Origin of the sequence: Spirillospora sp. NPDC048824 (assembly GCF_043198455.1) — a bacterium.
GTDB lineage: Bacteria > Actinomycetota > Actinomycetes > Streptosporangiales > Streptosporangiaceae > Spirillospora.
Genome location: NZ_JBICUS010000002.1, coordinates 182,607 through 200,211, shown reverse-complemented (window position 1 = coordinate 200,211; position 17,605 = coordinate 182,607). Strand labels below are relative to the sequence as shown.

Genomic DNA, 17,605 nt, shown 5'->3' with positions numbered 1-17,605 from the left:
ACACCATGCCTACGTACGGGGACGCGTCCGCCGCCATCGAGATCTCCGTGGCGGCGCCCGCCTACAACGAGGCGGAGAACATCGCCGCGGCGGTGACCGAATGGCGGACCTACCTGGAACGCGACACGGCGATCGCCGCATGGGAGATCGTCGTCTGCGACGACGGCAGCACCGACGCGACCGGGGACATCCTGGAGGAGCTGCGCCGGGACTGCCCCGAACTGGTCGTCGTGCGGTTCGACCGCAACCGGGGGGCGGGCGCCGCGATCCGCGCCGCGATCGCGCACACGCGGATGGAGTGGGTGCTGCTCCTGGACTCAGACGGCCAGTTCCCGATCGCCAACCTCGACCGGTTCCTCGGACCCGTCCGGGCCGGGGAGGGGACGGCCTTCTCCGGCGCCCGGATCCGGAAGGCCGACGGCGCCGCCTACCGGTGGGGCTCGGCGGCGAGCGGCGCGGTCAGCAACGTGCTGCACCGCACCCGCTACCGCGACTTCAACTCGATCTTCAAGCTGGTGCACGGCCCGCTGCTGCGCGCGCTGCCGCTGGAGGCCGGCGGGATGAACTGCTCGACCGAGATCACCGCCCGGGTCGTCGAACTCGGCCGCACCTGGGTGGAGATCCCGATCGAGCACCGGGCGCGGGCCGGCGGCGGACGCGGCTGGCGGTACTGGCGCGGCGCCCGCGACCGGGCGCTGCTCGTCGGCTACCTCGGCTACCGGCACTGGCTGCAGCGGCGGGGCGTGCTGCGCGCCCCGTCCGCCGTCGAGCCGGAGCGGCGGGCCGCCGGGGAGGCCCGGTGACCACCGCGGTCGCGATGTTCAGCGGCGGGCGGGGCGGCGCCGCGATCGCCCGCCGGCTGCTGCGCACGCCCGGCATCCGGCTGTCCCTGCTGATCAACGGCTATGACAACGGGATGTCCACCGGCGCGCTCCGCCGCTACCTGCCGGGGATGCTCGGGCCGTCGGACTTCCGCAAGAACCTCCTGCTGCATCTGGACCCCCGCCATCCGGAGCAGGCGGCGCTGGCCTCCGTCCTGGAGCACCGCCTCCCGGACGGGACGACGCCCCGCGATCTCGCCGAGCTCGTCGACGGGCTCGCCGTCGACCTCGTCGAGGGATGCCATGCGCTGCCCCGGCGGCCGCGCCTGGCGATCGCCCGGGACCTGGCGGTCTTCCTGGACCGCCTCGGCGCCGGCGCCGGACGCTTCGACCTCGCCGACTGCGCGCTCGGCAACCTGGTGTTCGCCGGCGCCTACCTGCGGCTGGGGGAGGACTTCAACGCGGCGGTCCGCTCGTGCGCCCGGACGTTCGGGTCCCCGGTGCGGATGCTGAACGTGACCGGCGGTGAGAACGCCCACCTGGTGGCGCTCAAGGAGGACGGGCGGCTGCTGGCGGACGAGGCGGAGATCGTCGCGCCGCAGGACCCGTCGCCGATCACCGGCCTGTTCCTGCTCCGCGAGCCGGTCCGCGACCGAGACGAGCTGGAGGCGATGCCCACCGGGCGGCTGCGGCGGGTCCTGGCCGGACGCCGCGCCGAGGTGTCGCCGAACCCGGAGGCGCTGGAGGCGATCCGGGACGCCCGCCTGATCGTGTACGGGCCCGGCACCCCGCATTCGTCGCTGTTTCCGAGCTACCTGACGCCGGGCGTCGCGGACGCCGTCGCGGCGAGCCGCGCCGCGGCGAAGGTGCTGGTCGTCAACATCCGGGAGGACCACGACGTCCGGGGGCTGAGCGCGTCGGGGCATGTCGGCCGCGCACTGCTCCACCTCGGCGACCCGTTCAACGAGCGGCGGACCGTCACCCATGTCCTGTGCCATGAGAACGCGGCGGCGGGCGTCCCGGCGGTGCCGGTGGACGTTCCGGAGGGCGGCGCGCGGGCGAGGGCCCGGTGGATCAGCGCGGACCTGGAGGACTCCGCGCGTCCGGGGACGCACAGCGGGCGGCGCACCGTGGACGTCCTCACCGCCCTGGCGGGCATTCCCGCCGAAACGCCGCTGGAGGAGGCCGGATGATCTGGCTCTGTGACCTGGACGGGACGCTCGTCGACTCCGCCCCCGCCCACGACGCGGCCTTCCGCGCCGCACTCGCGGAGATCGCCCCCGACCTGCTGGGCTCGTTCCGGTACGACGACCATGCGGGGGCGGGCACCGACGAGGTCGCGGCCGTCCTGGGGCTCGGCGCCGATGACGCCGGGCGGCTGATCCGGAGCAAGCGGCGGCACTACCGCGCCCACGTCGACGCGGGGAAGGTGGCGGTGTTCCCGGGGGCGCACCGGTTCCTCGCGGTGCTGGCCCGGCGCGGTCACCCCGTGTACCTGGTGACGAGCGGCAGCCGCGGCTCGGTGGAGCGGGTGCTGGCGGCCTGCTCGCTGGACGGGTGCTTCCGCGGCGTCCTCACCGGCGACGACGTCCCGGTGAGCAAACCGGATCCGGCGTTCTACCTGCACGCCTGCGAACGGTGGGGCATCGGGCGGGCCGATGCGGCGGCCGTGGAGGACTCCGTCCACGGGGTCGCCTCCGCAGTCGGAGCCGGGCTGGTGACGTACCAGGTGCACGCGGCCGAGGCCGCCCCGGGCGCCGTCTCCGTGGGCGGACTCGACGACCTCGCGGCCCTCGCCGACATGGCGGCCCGGCGGTGACCGGCTCGGTCTGCGCGGTGATCCCGGCGGCGGGACGCGGGACGCGCCTCGGACTGGACGTTCCGAAGATCATGCTGGAGGTCGCCGACGGCGTCACCGTGTGGCATCTGCTGCACCGCCGGCTGCGGCCGTCCACCGGCCACGTCCACGTGATCGTGGCGCCCGAGGCGGAGGGGCCGTTCCGGCGCCTGGCCGCCGGCGACATCGGCCGCGGCACCGTGTCCGTGAGCGTCCAGCACGAGCCGACCGGTATGGGCGACGCCGTTTTCGGGGCCTCCGGGTACTGGGAGTCCCATGACGGGATCCTGGTGGTCTGGGGCGACCAGGCGAACCTGTCCGAGACGACGGTGCGCCGCGTCGTGGACGCCCACCTGCGGGTGCCGGGCCTCACCGTTCCGCTCGTGCCGATGCCCGATCCGTACGTCGAGTACGAGCTCGCGGGCGGCCGGCTGCTGCGGGTACGGCAGTCCCGCGAGGGCGACGACTGCCGTCCCGGCGGGCTCAGCGACGTCGGCGTGTTCTGCCTGGGAACGGACGGGCTCGAAACGGCCTGGCGGGACTACCTCGCCGGCGCCGCCCGGGGCACGGTGACCGGAGAGGTCAACTTCCTGCCGTTCCTCGCCTACCTGTCGCAGGTCCGCGGCCGCGACGTCAACCCGGTGCACGTGGACGATCCGGACGAAGCGCGCGGCATCAACACCGCGGAGGACCTGGCGTTCGCCCGGCGGGTCCACGCGGGGCGTGCGGGGTGAAGTTCGCGCGGGCGGGGTCGCTGCTCGGCGGGCACGGATGGGCGGCCGGGCCGACGCTGCTGAGCGGCCTGGCCAGCGGCACGGCCGCGGGCACCACGCTCGTCATCGCCCGGGGCGCGGGCCCGCGGGAGTTCGGGCACTTCACCCTGGTCCTGACGATCGCGCTGATCGTCGCCGTGGGCATGCTGATGAGCCTGCACTACGTGATGCTCCAGGAGTTGCCGCGCGCCGAGCCCGCGGACCGTCCGGCCCTGGTGGCGACGGCGTTCCTGTCCACGCTGGCGCTCGGCGGCGGCCTCACCGCGGCCGGGGCCCTGCTCTCCCCGGTCCTCGCCGTTCCGGTGGGCGTCGACGCCCGGACGCTGTGCTTCTCGTTCGCGCTCGGGCTGTCTCTGGCGTTGAACCAGCTGACCGACGGCCTCCTGCGCGGGCTGAAGCGGTACGCGTTCGTGGCCACCCTGAAGCTGGCCGTCGCCGTGGCGTACCTGGCCGGTTCGTCGTTCTGCCTGCTGGTCCTCGGCATCCGCGACGCCGAGGTCTACCTTCTCGCGCTGATCGCCACGAACGTCGTCTTCGTCCTGGTGGCGGTGCCGAGCCTGGGGATCGTCCCGCGTTCGTGGTCGTGGACGCCGGCGCGCTCGCAGTACCGGCTCGGCGCCTACATGACCGTGATCGCCGCGCTGACCGGCGTCCTTTTCGGGATCGACGTGATCTTCCTGAACCACTGGGCGGGGAAGGGGGACGTCGGCGTGTACTCCGTCTACAACGGCTTCCCCAAACGGCTGCTCGGCGTGCTGTTCACCGACGGGATCGGACTGGTGCTGCTGCCGGCCCTGGCGGTGGCGGAGAAACCGGCCGTGATGCGGCGCATCGCGCGGATCGCGCCGCTGGTCGCGGCGGGGACGGCGGCCGTGTCGTTCGCGGCGAGCACCGTGTTCTTCGTCCTGCTGGGCGGCGGGTACCCGTACTCGCTCGGGCTGATGGCGCTGTCATCGGCGGGCATCGGCGTGCACACCGTCTTCAACCTGTACTCCGTCGCCCTGTCCATGGACGGAGTGCGGGGCGCGCGGCTCCTGGTCCGCTGCCTCGCGGCCGGCACGCCCGCCGCGCTCGCCTGCCTGGCGGCGTGCACCGCCTGGTGGGGGCTGACCGGGGCGCTGGCCGGCTTCGCGCTGGGCAACGCGGTCCTCGTGGCGGTGGTGGGCGCCGCCGCGGCCAGGACGTACCGGCCGCCGGGCCCATCCCGGCGGCACGCCGCGCAAGCGGCGGAAACCGAACGCGTGGAGGCGCAGCGGTGAGGATCGCGTACATCGTCAACCAGTTCCCGCCGAGCGTCGCCACCGGGCTCGGCCGGTACGCCGAGCTGATCACGCCGCATCTGGCGCGCGAGCACCGGCTCGCCGTGTGCACGCTGAACGACGGCCGGCAGCCCGTGCACCACGGGAGCGGAACGGTCACCGTGTACCGGCCGTCCGGCCGCGTCCTCGGCGCGGTCGGCCGCCGGCGGCGGCTCAACCGCACCCGCGGGATCGAGTTCCTGCTGCTCACCCTGAACGTCGTGGTGAGCAACTGGCGGTACTTCCTGCGGTTGCGGCGCCTCGGCCCGGACGAGCGGCCCGACCTGGTCGCCGTCCACGACACGACGAACTTCCTGTGCGGGCTGCTCTGCCACTACGTGCTGCGGCTGCCGGTCGTGCTCCACGTCCACACCACCGAGTACGGGGTGGCCCCGCAGCGCAGCATCACCGATCCGCTGAACGTGTTCGCGGCGGTCGAGCGGTGGCTGGCCCGGGTCGCGCGGCGTGTCGTCGTCCCCACCCCGGAGGTGCGCGACCAGTTGACCGCCGCCGGCTGGGACCGCACGCCGATCGACGTCGTGTGCCTGGGCGGCACGTTCGAGCAGGTCCTCGCCGACACCGCGCTCGACCGGGACGAACTGCGCCTCGGCGCCGCCGCCCTGCGGGCACGCCTCGCGATCCCGGCGCAGGACCCGGTTCTCCTCTTCGTCGGACGCCTCGAACGGCAGAAGGGGATCTACGAGCTGCTGGAGGCGATGCGGAGCATCCGCAAGGACGTCCCCGGGGTGCGCCTGGTGCTCGTCGGGGAGGGAGACGACGCGGTGGTCGCGCGCATCGTCGCCGAGACGGGACTGCACGGGCACGTCCTCACCTCCGGCGGGTTCGTCGGCGGGCGGGCGCTGCTGGAGTACTACGAGATGGCCGACGCCTGCGTGTTCCCCTCCCTCTTCGAGCCGTTCGGCCTGGTCGCGACCGAATCGATGGCGATGGGCAAGCCGACGGTCCTCGGCGCCGGGTTCTCCCGGGTCTTCCTCGGCGACGCCGACCGGTCCGCGGCACGCTTCATCGACGGCACCGGCCCGGACGCCATCGCCGACGCCGTCACCGGTGTGCTGACCGGCCCGGAGCTCCGGGCGGCGCTCGCCGAGCATGGGGAACGGCTCGTCCGGGAACGGCTGAGCTGGGCGCGGACGGCTCGCGAGACCCTCGACGTCTACCGCGCGGCGCTGGGCGGCCGGCCATGACGACCGTCTCGCTGATCGTCCCCTGCTACAACGCGGCGAAGACGCTGCGGCCGTGCCTGGAGGCGGTGCTGGCCCAGACGCGCCGCCCGGACGAGATCGTCGTGGTCGACGACGCGAGCGGCGACGACTCCGCCGCGATCGCGGCGGGGCTCGGCTGCCGTGTCGTGCGGCTGCCCGTGAACCGCGGCGTCTCGGCCGCCCGGAACGCGGGCGTCGGCGCCACCACGGGGGACGTCGTGTTCTTCCTCGACTCCGACGTGGAACTGCGCCCCGACGCGGTGGCGAACGCGCTGCGGATCCTGGAAGGCGATGCGGAATGCGGATGCGTCCAGGGCGTCTACGAACCCGAGCCCCTCATCGACGACGGGCCGGCCGAGTGGTACCGCGTCCTGCACGCCGCGTACTGGCGCCGCCGCCATCTCGGCGACGTCACCGGCGTCGTGTTCGCGCTCGCCGCCATCCGCCGCGACGTGCTGCGCGCCGTGGGCGGGTTCGACGAGACGCTGCGCGACTGCGAGGACGTCGAATACGGCGGCCGGCTCGCGGGCACGTGCCGCGTCGTCCTCACCGACGAGGTGCGGGGGCGCCACGACGACGCGAGCCGCCTGCTGCCGATCCTCGCCGAGCAGTGGCGCCGGGCAGTCCCGCTCATTCCGCTCGCGCTCACCGCGTCCAGGCGCGGCGGCGGGCAGCCGGAGCACGCCAACCGTCCCGCCGGCATCCTCGCGTGCGCGCTGGCGATGGCCTCCCTGCCGCTGGGCCTGCTGCACCCGGCACTCGTCGCGCTGCCCTTCGCCCTGCTGGTCTGCTTCGCCGCCGCCGACCCGGGCCTGCTGCGCTTCGTCCACCGGCACCGCGGGCCCGCGTTCACCGCCTACTTCGTGGCGGTGCACCTCGCGGTCCACGTGGTGCTGGTCTCCGGACTGGCCTTCGGGTCCCTCCGCCTCCTCCCGGGCCTGCGGCGGCCCCCGCCCTCCCCGGAGACGTGGTGACGGCCCCGCCCGAAGGCGAGGCCGATCCGTTCTCGTGGGGGCAGGGACTACAGGTGCAGCTCTCCCCGCTTCACAGCGGTGACGAGCCGGGCGAAACCCTCCGGGGAGAGCGCGAGGTGTCCGGCGCCGGGGGCCTTGCTATCACGCACACCGATCACGGTGTTGAGGCTCGCGACCTCGACGCAGTCACCGCCCGTGGAACTGGAGCGGCTCGCCTTACGCCAGGCGGGTTCGGTCATCGCGTGGTCTCCATCTGATCGGCGATTAACCTACGGGTCAGGGGCTCGGGCAGCGCCCGCGCCCCGATCCGTTCCCACCGTAGCCCTACATCAGCGACCTTTGCCGGGTCAGTGATCAATCTTCCCTCGATCGCAGCCTCGATGTAGACCACGTCGCTCGCTCTGACTGTCATCAGCTTGAACGAGCCGTCTTGTCCCATATGCGCCCCGGCTTCCCAAGGGATGATGCGCACCATGGCGTGCGGCCAGTCGGCAACCTCCAGGAGTCGGGCGAGCTGATCACGCATGACGTCCGGCCCGCCGACACGGCGGGCGATCACTGCCTGATCAAGCAATACGTAAAGCTGTGGTGGGCCGGGGCGATTCAGGATCGCCTGGCGCGCCGACCGCTGTTCCCATAGCTCGTCCGCTTCCGTGCTGCTGATGCCCGCGGAGCTGAACCCGGCCCGCGCGTATCCCTCCGTCTGGATGAGGCCAGGAACCCACAAACTCTCGTAGGCCCTGATGACAGACGCCTTTGCTTCGTTCTCCACGTTCTGATGGCGCCAGTCCGGGTCATGAGCTGACTCGGCATACCGGCGAATTCGGGAGAAGTGGCCGCGAGTACGCCAAAGCTGGTCAAGAGTTTCGGTCTTGCTTTCGGGCACTTTTGAGGTGCCCGATTCGTAGTTCGAAACCGTAGAGTTGTCGACCCTCAAGATCTCGGCTAGCTGCGCCTGTGAAAGGTTGCGTTCGATGCGCCATATCCGCAGATCAACAGCTAGCCAATGCCATGGGTTGTTGTCCGGGTCGAGTCGGTCGGCCTTCGCCATTCAAGATCCTTAACCTTGATATTCATGAACGAAAGGAGACAAGTGTAGTCGCCGGCGCTCACGCTGTGGATAGAAAACGCAGACCGCGAGAGGCCAGCCGATGTTCGCGACACCCATAATGGACACAAACCCACAGAATATATTCAGTGAGACCTTTCGGGCTTATCCCGAAACCGTCTATCTCGCACGCGAACTCGTGAAGAGCGCACTCGCCTCCTGGGGGCTCGGCGCCTTCGAGGGTGACGCCGTGCAGATCATGAGCGAGATCGCGTCCAACGCGGCCCGGCTCTGCGAGGGCAGGCACATCCGCGTATGGATCAGCCGGATCGACCAGGGTGTCGACATGTGCGTGTGGGACGACCACCCCGGCCGGCCCGTGATCCAGCAGCCCCACCAGTTCTGCACGTCCGGACGCGGTCTGATCCTCGTCCAGGCGTTCGCGTCCGGCGGCTGCGGGTGGTTCGAGCTGTACGAGGGCAAAGTCGTGTGGGCGCGGATCGCGATCGACCACGGATACATGTTGGGTGCCGCACGTAGGGCGGGCTGTCCGATCGTCGGGCCCCTTCGTCACGTGAACAGGCCAGGCGCGCAGTTGCACGCATAGACTGCCCCCGCCCTGCGGAGCGCCTCCCCACCGGCTCCCCCAGCGCGGTGGGTTTCCCAACGCCCGCAGGGCGGGCGGCGACCAGCTCGACCCGGTGTCAAAGTCACTCCACCGCCAAGAGCACCGGGCGCCCTGTTGTTCCCGGTCGACAACGCGACAGAGGCGCCGCTGATGCGGCGCCTCTGCGAGCGGCGGGTCGGCTGGGCCTCCTTTGGCCCACCTGACCCCTTATCACGACCTCACCCGGTCATGTGAATGCACACCACCAGGACGATCGGCGCCACGGCGACCACCAGGGCGGGGCCCAGGGCTCTATACAAAAGACGGGTCATGTAAACCCCATCCACTAGACGGCAAACAACCCGGTCCGTCCGGATTTCTGGTGAGAGAGCCTATAAGCCCGGATGGTTCTGTGTGGCAACATCCGCGAATCTCGTAGTCGGCAGACCGAGATGCTGCATTGTGCGGGAGGGCGGAGCCGGCACGTCCGGTTCGGTGGCACGCATGCGCGCGGTGCGCTGCAGATTAGAACCGGTTTCCTATCTGATGTTCGGCGCTGTACGGCAAGGTGTTCGAGGGATGTGTCCGGCGGAAAATGAAATCGGTTCCAGTGCAGGGTCAGGTTCCGGTGGCGTGGTCGAGGGACTGGAGCCGGGCTCTCAGATCCTGCGCCTCCGGGAGGTTCAGGGTGGTGAAGAGCCGGAGAGCCTCCTCCCACGGGCGGCGGGTGGCCTCGCTGCCCTGGACGTGGAGGAGAGCTGCGCCCAGGCTTGCCAAGGTTCTTGCCATCTCGTCGGGAACATCTATTTCGGTGGATAGGGCATAAGCCTGCCGGAGGTGCTCAACAGCGGCTGGGTAGCGGCCGGAGGCGGTGAGTGCTTCGCCTAGATGGCGGAGGGCAACTGTCTCCTCATAACGCTCGCTGATGGAGCGCGAAATGGCCAGAGCGCGTTCGTGGTGAATGATGGCCTCACCGTAGTGCCCGGTGTCGTGGAAGGCGGCGCCGATGCCGATGAGAGTGTCGACCTGGGTTCGCCGATCGCCTAATTCCATCGCTATCGCGAGTGCCGCGCGGTAATTGATCAGAGCTGTTTCGTAAGCGCCGTACCGGCGGTGGACGTTGGCTGTGTTGATGAGCACGATGGCCTCGTGCTGGCGGCTCAGTTCGGCGACGCCGGCGGTCTGCGCGTAGTACTCGGCGGCGCGGTCGACGTCGCCCATGCGGATCATCAGGTCGCCCATGTTGTTGAGCGCCATCGTCCGGAGGTGCGGGGCGTCGATCTCAGTGAGGATCGCCAGTGCTTCGAGGCGGAGTCGTTCGGCCCGCCGGTAGCCGCCGGTGAACTCCAGGATGATCGCGATGCGGTCGAGGCTCTCGGCCTCGCCGTGCCGGTTGCCGAGCGAGCGGTGGATCTCCAGCGCCTCCCGGCCGCGGGCCAATGCCTCCGGGAAGCGGGACCGGTGCCAGTGGATGAGGCTTATGCGGCCGAGAATATGGGCCTCTCCGTGACGGTCACCAGTCGAACGCTGGATTGCCAGCGCCTTTTCCGCCTCTTCCATCGCGGTGTCGTAGTCGCCGACACGGAAACGGATATGGCTCAACTCGGCCAAGGCGCGGGCGGTGCCCGGATCGTCGTCCAGGCCCTGGAGCGCCTCGACCGCCATGCTGTGCAGTCGCGCGGCGGCGTCCCAGTGGCCGCGCGACTCCAGATGTCCGGCGAGTATGCGGGAGAAGCGGGCGGTGTGCGCCGCTGAGCCGATTCGGTCGGCCTCGGCGGCAGCGTTCAGGAGGCAGGCGTGCTCGGTGGCGAACCATTTGGCGGCCTCCCCCTCGTCAGCCAGGGGCGGCAAGTCCGGCGGTAGGTCGGGCTCAATGCTGTCCGGGCGGTGCGGGGACAGCACGTGGTTCGCGTGGTCGGCCGCCGCGAGGTAGAAGTCGAGGATTCGGTGGACGGTTCGGCGCCGCTCCTCGTCGGTGTCGATCTCGCGGGCCAGGCGGCGGGCGTAGTCGTGGACGAGGTCGTGGAAGCGGTAGCGGCCCCGGGCGGGCTCGGTGATCAGATGGCGGTCGAGGAGGTCCTCCAGGATCCGCTCGGCCTCCCGGACGGGACGGCCCAGGGCGGCCGCCGCGACGAGTGCCGTCAGGTCGGGGCCTGGGTGCAGGGCGAACGCGCGGAACGCATCCCGCAGTGCCGCCGGGAGGCCGCGGTAGGAGACCTCGAACACGGTGGTGATCTCGCGGTCCTCGCCGCGCAGCTCGTCCAGCCGCCGGTCGTCGGCGGTCAGCCGGGCCAGCAGGTCGCGGGTGTCCCAGGCGCGGCGGTGGCGCAGGCGGCTCGCCGCCATGCTCACCGCGAGCGGCAGCCGTCCGCAGCGTTCCACCACCGCGGCGACGTCGGTGTCGGCCTCCGCGCGGCCGGGGCCCGCGATGCCGGTGAACAGGACGATCGCGTCCCGGACGGGCAGGATTTCCAGCGACAGCGGCCAGGCGTCGTGCAGCCCGGTCAGCCGGCGGCGGCTGGTCACGATCACCAGGCAGCCGGGGGAGGCCGGGAGCAGCGGTTCGACCTGGTCGCGTCCTGCGGCGTCGTCCAGCACGATGATCGCGCGGCTGCCCGCCAGCTCGGACCGCCAGAGCGCGGCGCGCTCGTCCAGCGCCCGCGGTACCCGCGTTACCGGGACGCCGATCGTGCGGAGCAGCATGTCGAGCGCGTCCGCCGGGTCGACGGGCTTCTGCCGGGCGTCGTGCGCGTGCAGTTCCAGGTACATGGCGCCGTCGGGGTAGTGCTCGGCCAGCCGGTGCGCGAGGTGGACGGCGAGCGCCGACTTCCCGACGCCGGCCATGCCGTCGATGGCGACGACGGTCACCGCGTCACCGGCCGGTGGACCCGCGATGCCCGGCACCGTGTCCATCAGTTGCCGCATCTCGTCGTCGCGTCCGACGAACACCCGCGCGTGGTGCGGCAGGGTGTGCGGGCGCCGGTCCACGCTCAGCTGCGTGCCGGGGACCCGCAGCAGCTCCGGGTCGCCGCGCAGGATCTGCTGCTGGAGCCGCCGCAGCCCGGGGCCCGGGTCGGTTCCCGACTCCGCCGCGAAGAGGTCGTGCGTGCGCCGGTAGACCTCCAGTGCCTCAGCCTGCCGCCCGCAGCGGTAGAGCGCCATCATGAGCCGTTCGACGGGCCGTTCGTCCAGCGAATGGCGATCGGTGAGGTCCGATAATTCGCGAAGGACGTCGGTGTGGTTGCCGTACTTCAGTTCCAGGTCGATGCGTGCGAACGCGGCGGACAGCAGTTCCTGCTCCAGAGTGTGCCGGGCGCGTTCAGCCCAGCCCCCGGACAGGTCGGCGAGCGGTTCGGCCCGGCACAGCTCCGCCGCCTGGCGATGGTGGTCGAGGGCGTATTCGTCGTCGCCGCTTTCGGCGATCGCCCGGGCCTGGTCGCGCAGCCGCCGGAACCGGTGCAGGTCGACCGATTCATCGTCGACATCGAGCAGATAAGACCCCTGCCGGGAGATCAACGCGGCGCCCTCCGCGTCCTCCAGCCGACGGCGCAGCCGCGTCATGTAGACCTGCAGGCCCTGCCGGGCCTTGGCCGGCGGGGCGTCGTCCCAGACCCGGCGGATGATGGTCTCGGTGGACACCGGCTGCCGCCGGCCGAGGAGCAGCACGGCCAGCACGCACCGTTCCTTGGGCGTTCCGAGGTCGCGCCGCCGGCCGTCAATCCACAGCTCGACGGGGCCGATGATGCGGAACTCCACCGGTTCCCCTTTGTGAAAATATCCTCCTGAGCCGATTTTGGCATCATGCGTACCGAATGGCCAGAGCGCGGGCGTTTTTCCCGCGGCTTCCCCGTGTCCCACTACTCACCGAGTCAGGACGATTGCAAGCTTTCGTCAAGATTTCCGATCGACACTCGATTCCGGAGGCAGGTCATTTCGATCTGCGACGGAGGGACGGATGTTCGCATCCAAGGTCAAAGGGGGTTCGTTGACGGCAATGACCGGCTTCGAATGGCGTCGGGCCCTGACCGGGTTCGACCCCGGCTGGTGGGGACGGCTGGGGGACCGGCGCACAGTGCTGGTTGTGGTGGGCTCGCCCGTACCGGGGCAGCCCGCACTGGACGTGGCGCGGCTCGCGGGAACCGACCCGCGGCTGCGCGTGCTCTTCGCAGCGGCCCCCGGGTCGTCCTCGGCCGCCGTGGAGATGATGCTCAGGGACGCGGGCGCGGCACCGCTGCGCTGGTCCGACATCGCGGACGGTGATGTCGGCCTGGTCGTCGCCGCGCAGCGGATACCCGCGTGCCCGCCGGGTGCGCCGCTCATCGCGCTGCCGGGAACGATCCCGGCCGGGGTCGCGCACCGGCCCGCGCCCGCCGTGTACACCTATGCCCACCACCTGGACCGTCCCCCCGATGCCGGGGGCGGTCATGCGGTCGTGGTCGGCGACTCCGACCACGACAGGCTGGTGGCGAGCCTGCCGCTGCGCGACTTCTACCGGCGCGCGCTGGGCGTCGGCGGGCGGCGCGGGCTCGTCGTGGTGGCCCTGCCCGCGGCCGGCGGCACCGGTCCGTGCACCCGCTGCGGGTCCCTGGACGTCGTGCGCCGCCTGCTCGCCGAACTGCCGCCCGACAGGTACCACGTTCTCGGCGTTCCCGAGCCGGGCGGCGACCGGTGCTCGAGCGGGCCGGGGCTCGTCGGCCACCTGCGGGCCGGCCTGGGCCTCATGCCGCCCGATGCGGACTGGCGCGCCGCCCTCGTCGCCGCCGACTGGATCATCGGGCCGCCGGGCCCGGTGACGAGATACGGGACGATCATCGGGGTCCCGGTGCTCATCACCGGGCCGCCGCCCGGGGACGCGCTGCGCCTGCTGGCCGTCCGGTTCACGGCGCATCGGCCCGTCCACCCGCAGCTGGCCGAGGCGGCGGCGCGGTGGCGGCCGGAGCGGGTCCGGCCGGTCGCCGGCCGGATCACGTCCGAGCCTGGACGGTTCGACCGCAACATCCGCAGCCTGATGTACGGGCTGATGCGGCTGCCGCAGCCCGCCACGATCCCCGTGGCGGACCCGGTCTCGCCGCCGTTCCGCATCGGCTGCCGGGACGGGGAGCCGCTCGGCCACCTCACCCGGGGAGGCTGAGGTGAGCTTCCCGGGGGACGGGTGGGTGCCGGGCCCGTTCGGGCTGGACGCCCTGAAGGGGTCGACGGTGCAGGCGGGACGGGCGGTTCTCGCCGTCGCGCACCACGTGACGGCGGCGACCCGGCTTGCCGACGTCATGCCGCTGCTGGAGACCGACCGGCGGGTCGCGGTCGCGTACACGGCCGCGCCGGCGTCGGCAAACACCGGCGGCTTGGACGTGCATCTGCGCGACCTCGGCGGGCTGGTGCTGCCCTGGCGGCAGGCGATCAGCACCAGGTGGGACCTCGTCGTTGCGGCGGGCCACGGGATGCTGGAGAAGCTGCACGGGCCGGTCATGACCGTGTCGCACGGCGCCGGTCCGGGCAAGCTCCATCCTCGCAACGCCGGCTCCGGACCGCCCGCCGCGCGTTCGGTCAGCGGCCTGATCAGGGAACGGCTCGTCGTCGGCGGGCGGGTCGTGCCGTCGTCGATCGTCCTGCCGCACGACCGGCACCTGGAGATGCTCGAACAGGAGTGCCCCGAGGCGCGTCCGGTGGCGTTCGCAGGCGGCGACCCGTGCCTGGACCGGCTGGTGGCGAGCCTGCCCTACCGGAAGGAGTACCGCCGCGCGCTCGGCGTGCGGCCCGGCCGGCGGCTGGTGTTCGTCAGCTCCACATGGAACGAGGACTCGCTGCTCGGCCGCCATCCCGACCTGCTACTGCGCGTTGCGGCGGGGCTCCCGCGTGACAGGTACCAGGTCGTCGCCGCGCTGCACCCGAACGTGTGGTCCTTCTACGGAAAGCGCCAGGTCATGGCCTGGAACGCAGACTGCCGGCGGCTCGGTGTCCGGCTGTTCCCGCCGGAGGAGGGGTGGCGCGCCGGGCTGGTCGCCGCCGACGTGCTGCTCGGTGATCACGGGTCCGTCACCTGCTATGGCGCCGCGATCGGGGTACCGGTGCTGCTCGGCGCCTTCCCGGAGGACGCCGTGGCGCCCGGGACCCATGTCGCCGGGCTCGGCGCGTTCGCGCCGCGCGTCGACTGGGACCGGCCGCTGGCCCCGCAACTGGAGGAGGCCGTGCACGCCTTCTCCGGACGGGTCCATGCCGCGATGCGGAGCGCCATCAGCTCCCGGCCGGGGGAGGCGGCCCGCCTCATCCGCGGGGAGATGTACAGGCTGCTGCGGCTGCCCGACCGGGACCGCCCGCCGGACGTCGAGCCCGTCCCGCTCCCGGTCCCCGGCCTTCCGAGGGCGGCGTGATGGTCACGCTGGTCAGAGTCTGGGACGATCAGCCGGGACCGGTGCGCGTGCTCGTCGGCGGGCGGACGCTGGCACTGCGGCGCTCGCCCGCCGACGGGCGCGAGCTGCCGCCGTGCGACGAGCATCTCGTCGCACGGCAGGAGGAGACCTCGCGGGCCTGGCGGGCGTGCGCGGACGTGATCGTCGGCCGGGCGGGGGACCCGTCCCGCCTCCTGGCGGCCCACCCGGGGTGCCTCGTCGCGGCGACCGTCACCGGGCGGGGCTGCCTGGTCGCGGCCGGCGGTCTGTACGGGCGGCTCGACCCGGTGCTCGGCGGGATATGCCCACCCGCCGACGCGGTCTTGTACGCGTCCGCCCTCCACGCCTGGCTCGTGGCGGGCGGACGGCCGGTGGGCGCGCTCACCCGGCTCACCCTCGTCCGCGGCAACACGGCCACGTTGGTCAGGGTCCGGCATCGCCGGGCGGTGCGGCCGGAAGATCGGCGAGCCGCGCTGTGACCTGGGCCGCCTGCGGCGACCCCAGCGCGGTGTAGAGGGCGAGTGCCCGCTCCAGCAGCGGGCGCTCGGCCGCCGGATCACCCCGGTACTGCGCGATCCGGGCCAGTTCGCGCAGCGTGTCGGCCTCAACATGCGGTGCGTCCATCTCCCGCGCGACGTCCCGCGCCTCGTGGAGGGCGGTGGCGGCCTCGTCGGGGTGTCCGGACCGCAGCCGGGCCTGGCCGAGGCACGTCAGCGTCCGCGCCCGGTGGTAGGGCTCGTCCAGACGGGTGAACGTCTCCAGCGCGCCGGTCAGCGTCGACTCCGCCTCGGCGTGCCGGCCGGCGGCACTGAGCGCCTCGCCGATGTGCCGGTCCATCAGCGCGATCCCGCGCGGACGTCCGAGATCGGCGTGCACGTCCCGCGCCAGGACGAACAGCTCGGTCGCGCGGGACGGGGCACCGGTGGCGAGCGCCACGACGCCGAGTCCTTCGAGCGCCGACGCCTCGCCGAGCCGGTGGCCGGCCCGCCGCTCCATGGCGAGGGCGGTCTCGTAGTGGCCGGCGGCCGTGGCGTGCTCCTGGAGGTTGAGGCGGATGACCCCGAGCCCCTCCAGCATCCGTGCCTGTGCTTTGAAGTCGGCGTCGGACTCGGCGGCGGCGAGCCCCAGCTCGTACATCCGGATCCATGACGGGTAGTGCCTGCGTTGCAGGAAGAGCGGCCACATCGCCTCGGAGAGCTGCCATGTGATGGAGTGCAGCCCGTTCTCGTGTGCCTGCCGTGCGACCGCCTCCAGGTTCGGCCGTTCCCGTTCGAGCCACTCCAGTGCCGCCGGGCGGGACGCGAACAGGTCGCCCGGCGGCGCCGCGTACCGTTCGCCGAGGTGCCACCGTCCCGGCATCAGCGTGAGGTCGGCGGCGACGGCGGTCGTCAGGTACCAGCCGGCGAGCCGCGCGAACGCGGCCCCGCGGTCCGGCGCCGGGGCCGGTGCGAGGGACGCGTCCCGCGCGTGCAGGCGCACCAGGTCGTGGAAGCCGTACCGGTCGCCGGGGACTTCGAGGAGCAGGCTGGCGTCCAACAGACCGTCCAGGAGTTCGGCGGCGCGCTCCTCCCCTGTCCCGATGAGGGCCGCCGCGGCGGCGGCGCACAGATCGGGCCCCGGATGGACGCCGAGCAGCCGGTAGGCCGTCGCGTGCTCCGGGTCGAGCGCCTGGTAGGAGGTGTTGAAGACGGCGCTCACCGAGATGTCGCCCTCGCCGGTGCGCAGCGCGGAGAGCCGCCTCGCTTCGTCGCCGAGTTCGGCCACCGCGTGGGCGATCGGCCGGCGCCGCCGCGCCGCCAGGCGGGCGCCGGACGCGCAGACGGCCAGCGGCAGGGTGCCGCAGAGCGCGACCAGTGATCGGGCGTGATCGCGTTCGGCTCCGATCCGGTCCGCCCCGATCAGATGCTCCAGCAGTTCCAGTGCCCCCGGCTCGCCGAGCGGGGCGACGTCCAGGAACCGCGCGCCGTCCACCACGAGCCCGGTCAGGCGGTGGCGCGAGGTGACCACGACCAGCGACGCTCCGGCACCGGGCAGCAGCGGGCGGACCTGTGCCGCCGAGACGGCGTTGTCGAGCATGACGACCAGGCGGCGCCCGGTGGTCATGGATCTGTACAGCGCGGACTGCTCGTCGGCGCCGGCCGGGATGCTCTCCGGCGCAGCGCCGAGGGCGCGCAGGAAGCGTTCGAGCGGCTCGTCGGGCGGGAGCGGCTCGGCGCCGGAGAAGCCGCGCAGGTCGACGAACAGCTGGCCTTCGTAGCGGTCCTTGATGCCGTGCAGCCACCGCGATGCCAGCGTGGTCTTGCCGACGCCGCCCGGCCCGGTGAGGACCACGGGCCCCGGGTGTTCCGCGAGCGCCGACAGTTGCCGCAGCTCGCTGAGCCGGTTGGCGAACAGTCCGGGCGGCGGCAGCTGCGCGGGGGCGGGAAGACGCGTCGCGGCGGGCGCGGTGATGTGCACCCCGCCGGCGATGGACCCGGCCTGAACGCTGGAACCCGCGATCCGCCCCGTCAGCTCGTTGGTCCACCGGTCCCGCTCGTCGGGAGACTGCACGTTCTATCCATCCCATTGGTTCGGTGGCGCGTTGATCGCCCGCTTTACGGTTAACGTACCCGGACGTCCGGTTCAAGTCACATAGATG

Annotated in this window: 15 protein-coding genes; 11 read left to right on the top strand and 4 right to left on the bottom strand. The window is 72.3% G+C overall.

The window, feature by feature from the left end; translation table 11 throughout:
- The first annotated feature begins 5 nt into the window (after window positions 1–5).
- From ACGFIS_RS04425 to ACGFIS_RS04395, 7 genes are read left to right on the top strand one after another with little or no spacing between them, the layout of a single operon-like run.
- Window positions 6–803 (top strand): glycosyltransferase family 2 protein, encoded by a 798-nt coding sequence (locus ACGFIS_RS04425; RefSeq protein WP_392900643.1) that lies wholly within the window; start codon window positions 6–8, stop codon window positions 801–803.
- Window positions 800–2,014, top strand: a complete 1,215-nt coding sequence (locus ACGFIS_RS04420) for a 2-phospho-L-lactate transferase CofD family protein (RefSeq protein ID WP_392900646.1) — start codon at window positions 800–802, stop codon at window positions 2,012–2,014. The genes ACGFIS_RS04425 and ACGFIS_RS04420 overlap by 4 nt, the downstream gene beginning before the upstream one ends.
- Window positions 2,011–2,640 (top strand): HAD family hydrolase, encoded by a 630-nt coding sequence (locus ACGFIS_RS04415; protein ID WP_392969510.1) that lies wholly within the window; start codon window positions 2,011–2,013, stop codon window positions 2,638–2,640. Before ACGFIS_RS04420 ends, ACGFIS_RS04415 begins: the two co-directional genes overlap by 4 nt.
- Window positions 2,637–3,392, top strand: a complete 756-nt coding sequence (locus ACGFIS_RS04410; RefSeq protein ID WP_392969507.1) for an NTP transferase domain-containing protein — start codon at window positions 2,637–2,639, stop codon at window positions 3,390–3,392. The genes ACGFIS_RS04415 and ACGFIS_RS04410 overlap by 4 nt, the downstream gene beginning before the upstream one ends.
- On the top strand, window positions 3,389–4,690 hold the full coding sequence (locus ACGFIS_RS04405; protein WP_392900655.1) for a lipopolysaccharide biosynthesis protein: 1,302 nt from the start codon (window positions 3,389–3,391) through the stop codon (window positions 4,688–4,690). The genes ACGFIS_RS04410 and ACGFIS_RS04405 overlap by 4 nt, the downstream gene beginning before the upstream one ends.
- Window positions 4,687–5,934, top strand: coding sequence for a glycosyltransferase family 4 protein (locus ACGFIS_RS04400; RefSeq protein WP_392969504.1), 1,248 nt, complete (start codon window positions 4,687–4,689; stop codon window positions 5,932–5,934). Before ACGFIS_RS04405 ends, ACGFIS_RS04400 begins: the two co-directional genes overlap by 4 nt.
- The gene (locus ACGFIS_RS04395; protein ID WP_392969501.1) at window positions 5,931–6,926 is read left to right on the top strand and encodes a glycosyltransferase family 2 protein; all 996 of its coding nucleotides are present in this window, start codon (window positions 5,931–5,933) and stop codon (window positions 6,924–6,926) included. The genes ACGFIS_RS04400 and ACGFIS_RS04395 overlap by 4 nt, the downstream gene beginning before the upstream one ends.
- Before the next feature lie 47 nt (window positions 6,927–6,973).
- Here the strand turns inward: ACGFIS_RS04395 and ACGFIS_RS04390 are convergent, their stop codons facing one another.
- Together ACGFIS_RS04390 and ACGFIS_RS04385 are read right to left on the bottom strand one after the other, a co-directional pair.
- Window positions 6,974–7,165, bottom strand: coding sequence for a DUF397 domain-containing protein (locus tag ACGFIS_RS04390; RefSeq protein ID WP_392900665.1), 192 nt, complete (start codon window positions 7,163–7,165; stop codon window positions 6,974–6,976).
- A complete protein-coding gene (locus tag ACGFIS_RS04385) occupies window positions 7,162–7,977 on the bottom strand; it encodes a helix-turn-helix transcriptional regulator (protein WP_392969498.1) in 816 nt (271 codons plus the stop codon). The genes ACGFIS_RS04390 and ACGFIS_RS04385 overlap by 4 nt, the downstream gene beginning before the upstream one ends.
- 196 nt (window positions 7,978–8,173) lie before the next feature.
- On the opposite strand from ACGFIS_RS04385, the gene ACGFIS_RS04380 reads away from it, so the two are divergent.
- The gene (locus tag ACGFIS_RS04380; protein WP_392969495.1) at window positions 8,174–8,581 is read left to right on the top strand and encodes an ATP-binding protein; all 408 of its coding nucleotides are present in this window, start codon (window positions 8,174–8,176) and stop codon (window positions 8,579–8,581) included.
- A gap of 618 nt (window positions 8,582–9,199) precedes the next feature.
- Here the strand turns inward: ACGFIS_RS04380 and ACGFIS_RS04375 are convergent.
- Complete coding sequence (locus tag ACGFIS_RS04375; RefSeq protein ID WP_392969492.1) at window positions 9,200–12,337, bottom strand: tetratricopeptide repeat protein; 3,138 nt, start codon at window positions 12,335–12,337, stop codon at window positions 9,200–9,202.
- A 229-nt stretch (window positions 12,338–12,566) separates the two neighbouring features.
- Here ACGFIS_RS04375 and ACGFIS_RS04370 point away from each other — a divergent pair, with 229 nt between their 5' ends.
- Genes ACGFIS_RS04370 through ACGFIS_RS04360 form a run of 3 tightly spaced genes read left to right on the top strand, consistent with a single transcriptional unit; the run spans window position 12,567 to window position 15,446 of the window.
- Window positions 12,567–13,712: a hypothetical protein gene (locus ACGFIS_RS04370; protein ID WP_392969489.1), complete on the top strand. Its 1,146-nt coding sequence runs from the start codon at window positions 12,567–12,569 to the stop codon at window positions 13,710–13,712.
- 1 nt (window position 13,713) lies between these two features.
- Window positions 13,714–14,949: a hypothetical protein gene (locus ACGFIS_RS04365; RefSeq protein WP_392900678.1), complete on the top strand. Its 1,236-nt coding sequence runs from the start codon at window positions 13,714–13,716 to the stop codon at window positions 14,947–14,949.
- Window positions 14,949–15,446 carry a hypothetical protein gene (locus ACGFIS_RS04360; protein WP_392969486.1) on the top strand — a complete coding sequence of 166 codons (498 nt, stop codon included), beginning with the start codon at window positions 14,949–14,951 and terminating at the stop codon, window positions 15,444–15,446. The genes ACGFIS_RS04365 and ACGFIS_RS04360 overlap by 1 nt, the downstream gene beginning before the upstream one ends.
- On the opposite strand, the gene ACGFIS_RS04355 is transcribed toward ACGFIS_RS04360, so the two are convergent.
- Complete coding sequence (locus ACGFIS_RS04355; protein WP_392900684.1) at window positions 15,391–17,517, bottom strand: tetratricopeptide repeat protein; 2,127 nt, start codon at window positions 17,515–17,517, stop codon at window positions 15,391–15,393. The two genes, ACGFIS_RS04360 and ACGFIS_RS04355, sit on opposite strands and share 56 nt — an antisense overlap.
- Window positions 17,518–17,605: the final 88 nt, after the last annotated feature.

What these genes read in the sequence shown, in the direction of transcription:
- ACGFIS_RS04425 (WP_392900643.1), top strand. Translation starts at nt 6, where the DNA reads ATGCCTACGTACGGGGACGCGTCCGCCGCCATCGAGATCTCCGTGGCG.
- ACGFIS_RS04415 (WP_392969510.1), top strand. Translation starts at nt 2,011, where the DNA reads ATGATCTGGCTCTGTGACCTGGACGGGACGCTCGTCGACTCCGCCCCC.
- ACGFIS_RS04395 (WP_392969501.1), top strand. Translation starts at nt 5,931, where the DNA reads ATGACGACCGTCTCGCTGATCGTCCCCTGCTACAACGCGGCGAAGACG.
- ACGFIS_RS04390 (WP_392900665.1), bottom strand. Translation starts at nt 7,165, where the DNA reads ATGACCGAACCCGCCTGGCGTAAGGCGAGCCGCTCCAGTTCCACGGGC.
- ACGFIS_RS04385 (WP_392969498.1), bottom strand. Translation starts at nt 7,977, where the DNA reads ATGGCGAAGGCCGACCGACTCGACCCGGACAACAACCCATGGCATTGG.
- ACGFIS_RS04360 (WP_392969486.1), top strand. Translation starts at nt 14,949, where the DNA reads ATGGTCACGCTGGTCAGAGTCTGGGACGATCAGCCGGGACCGGTGCGC.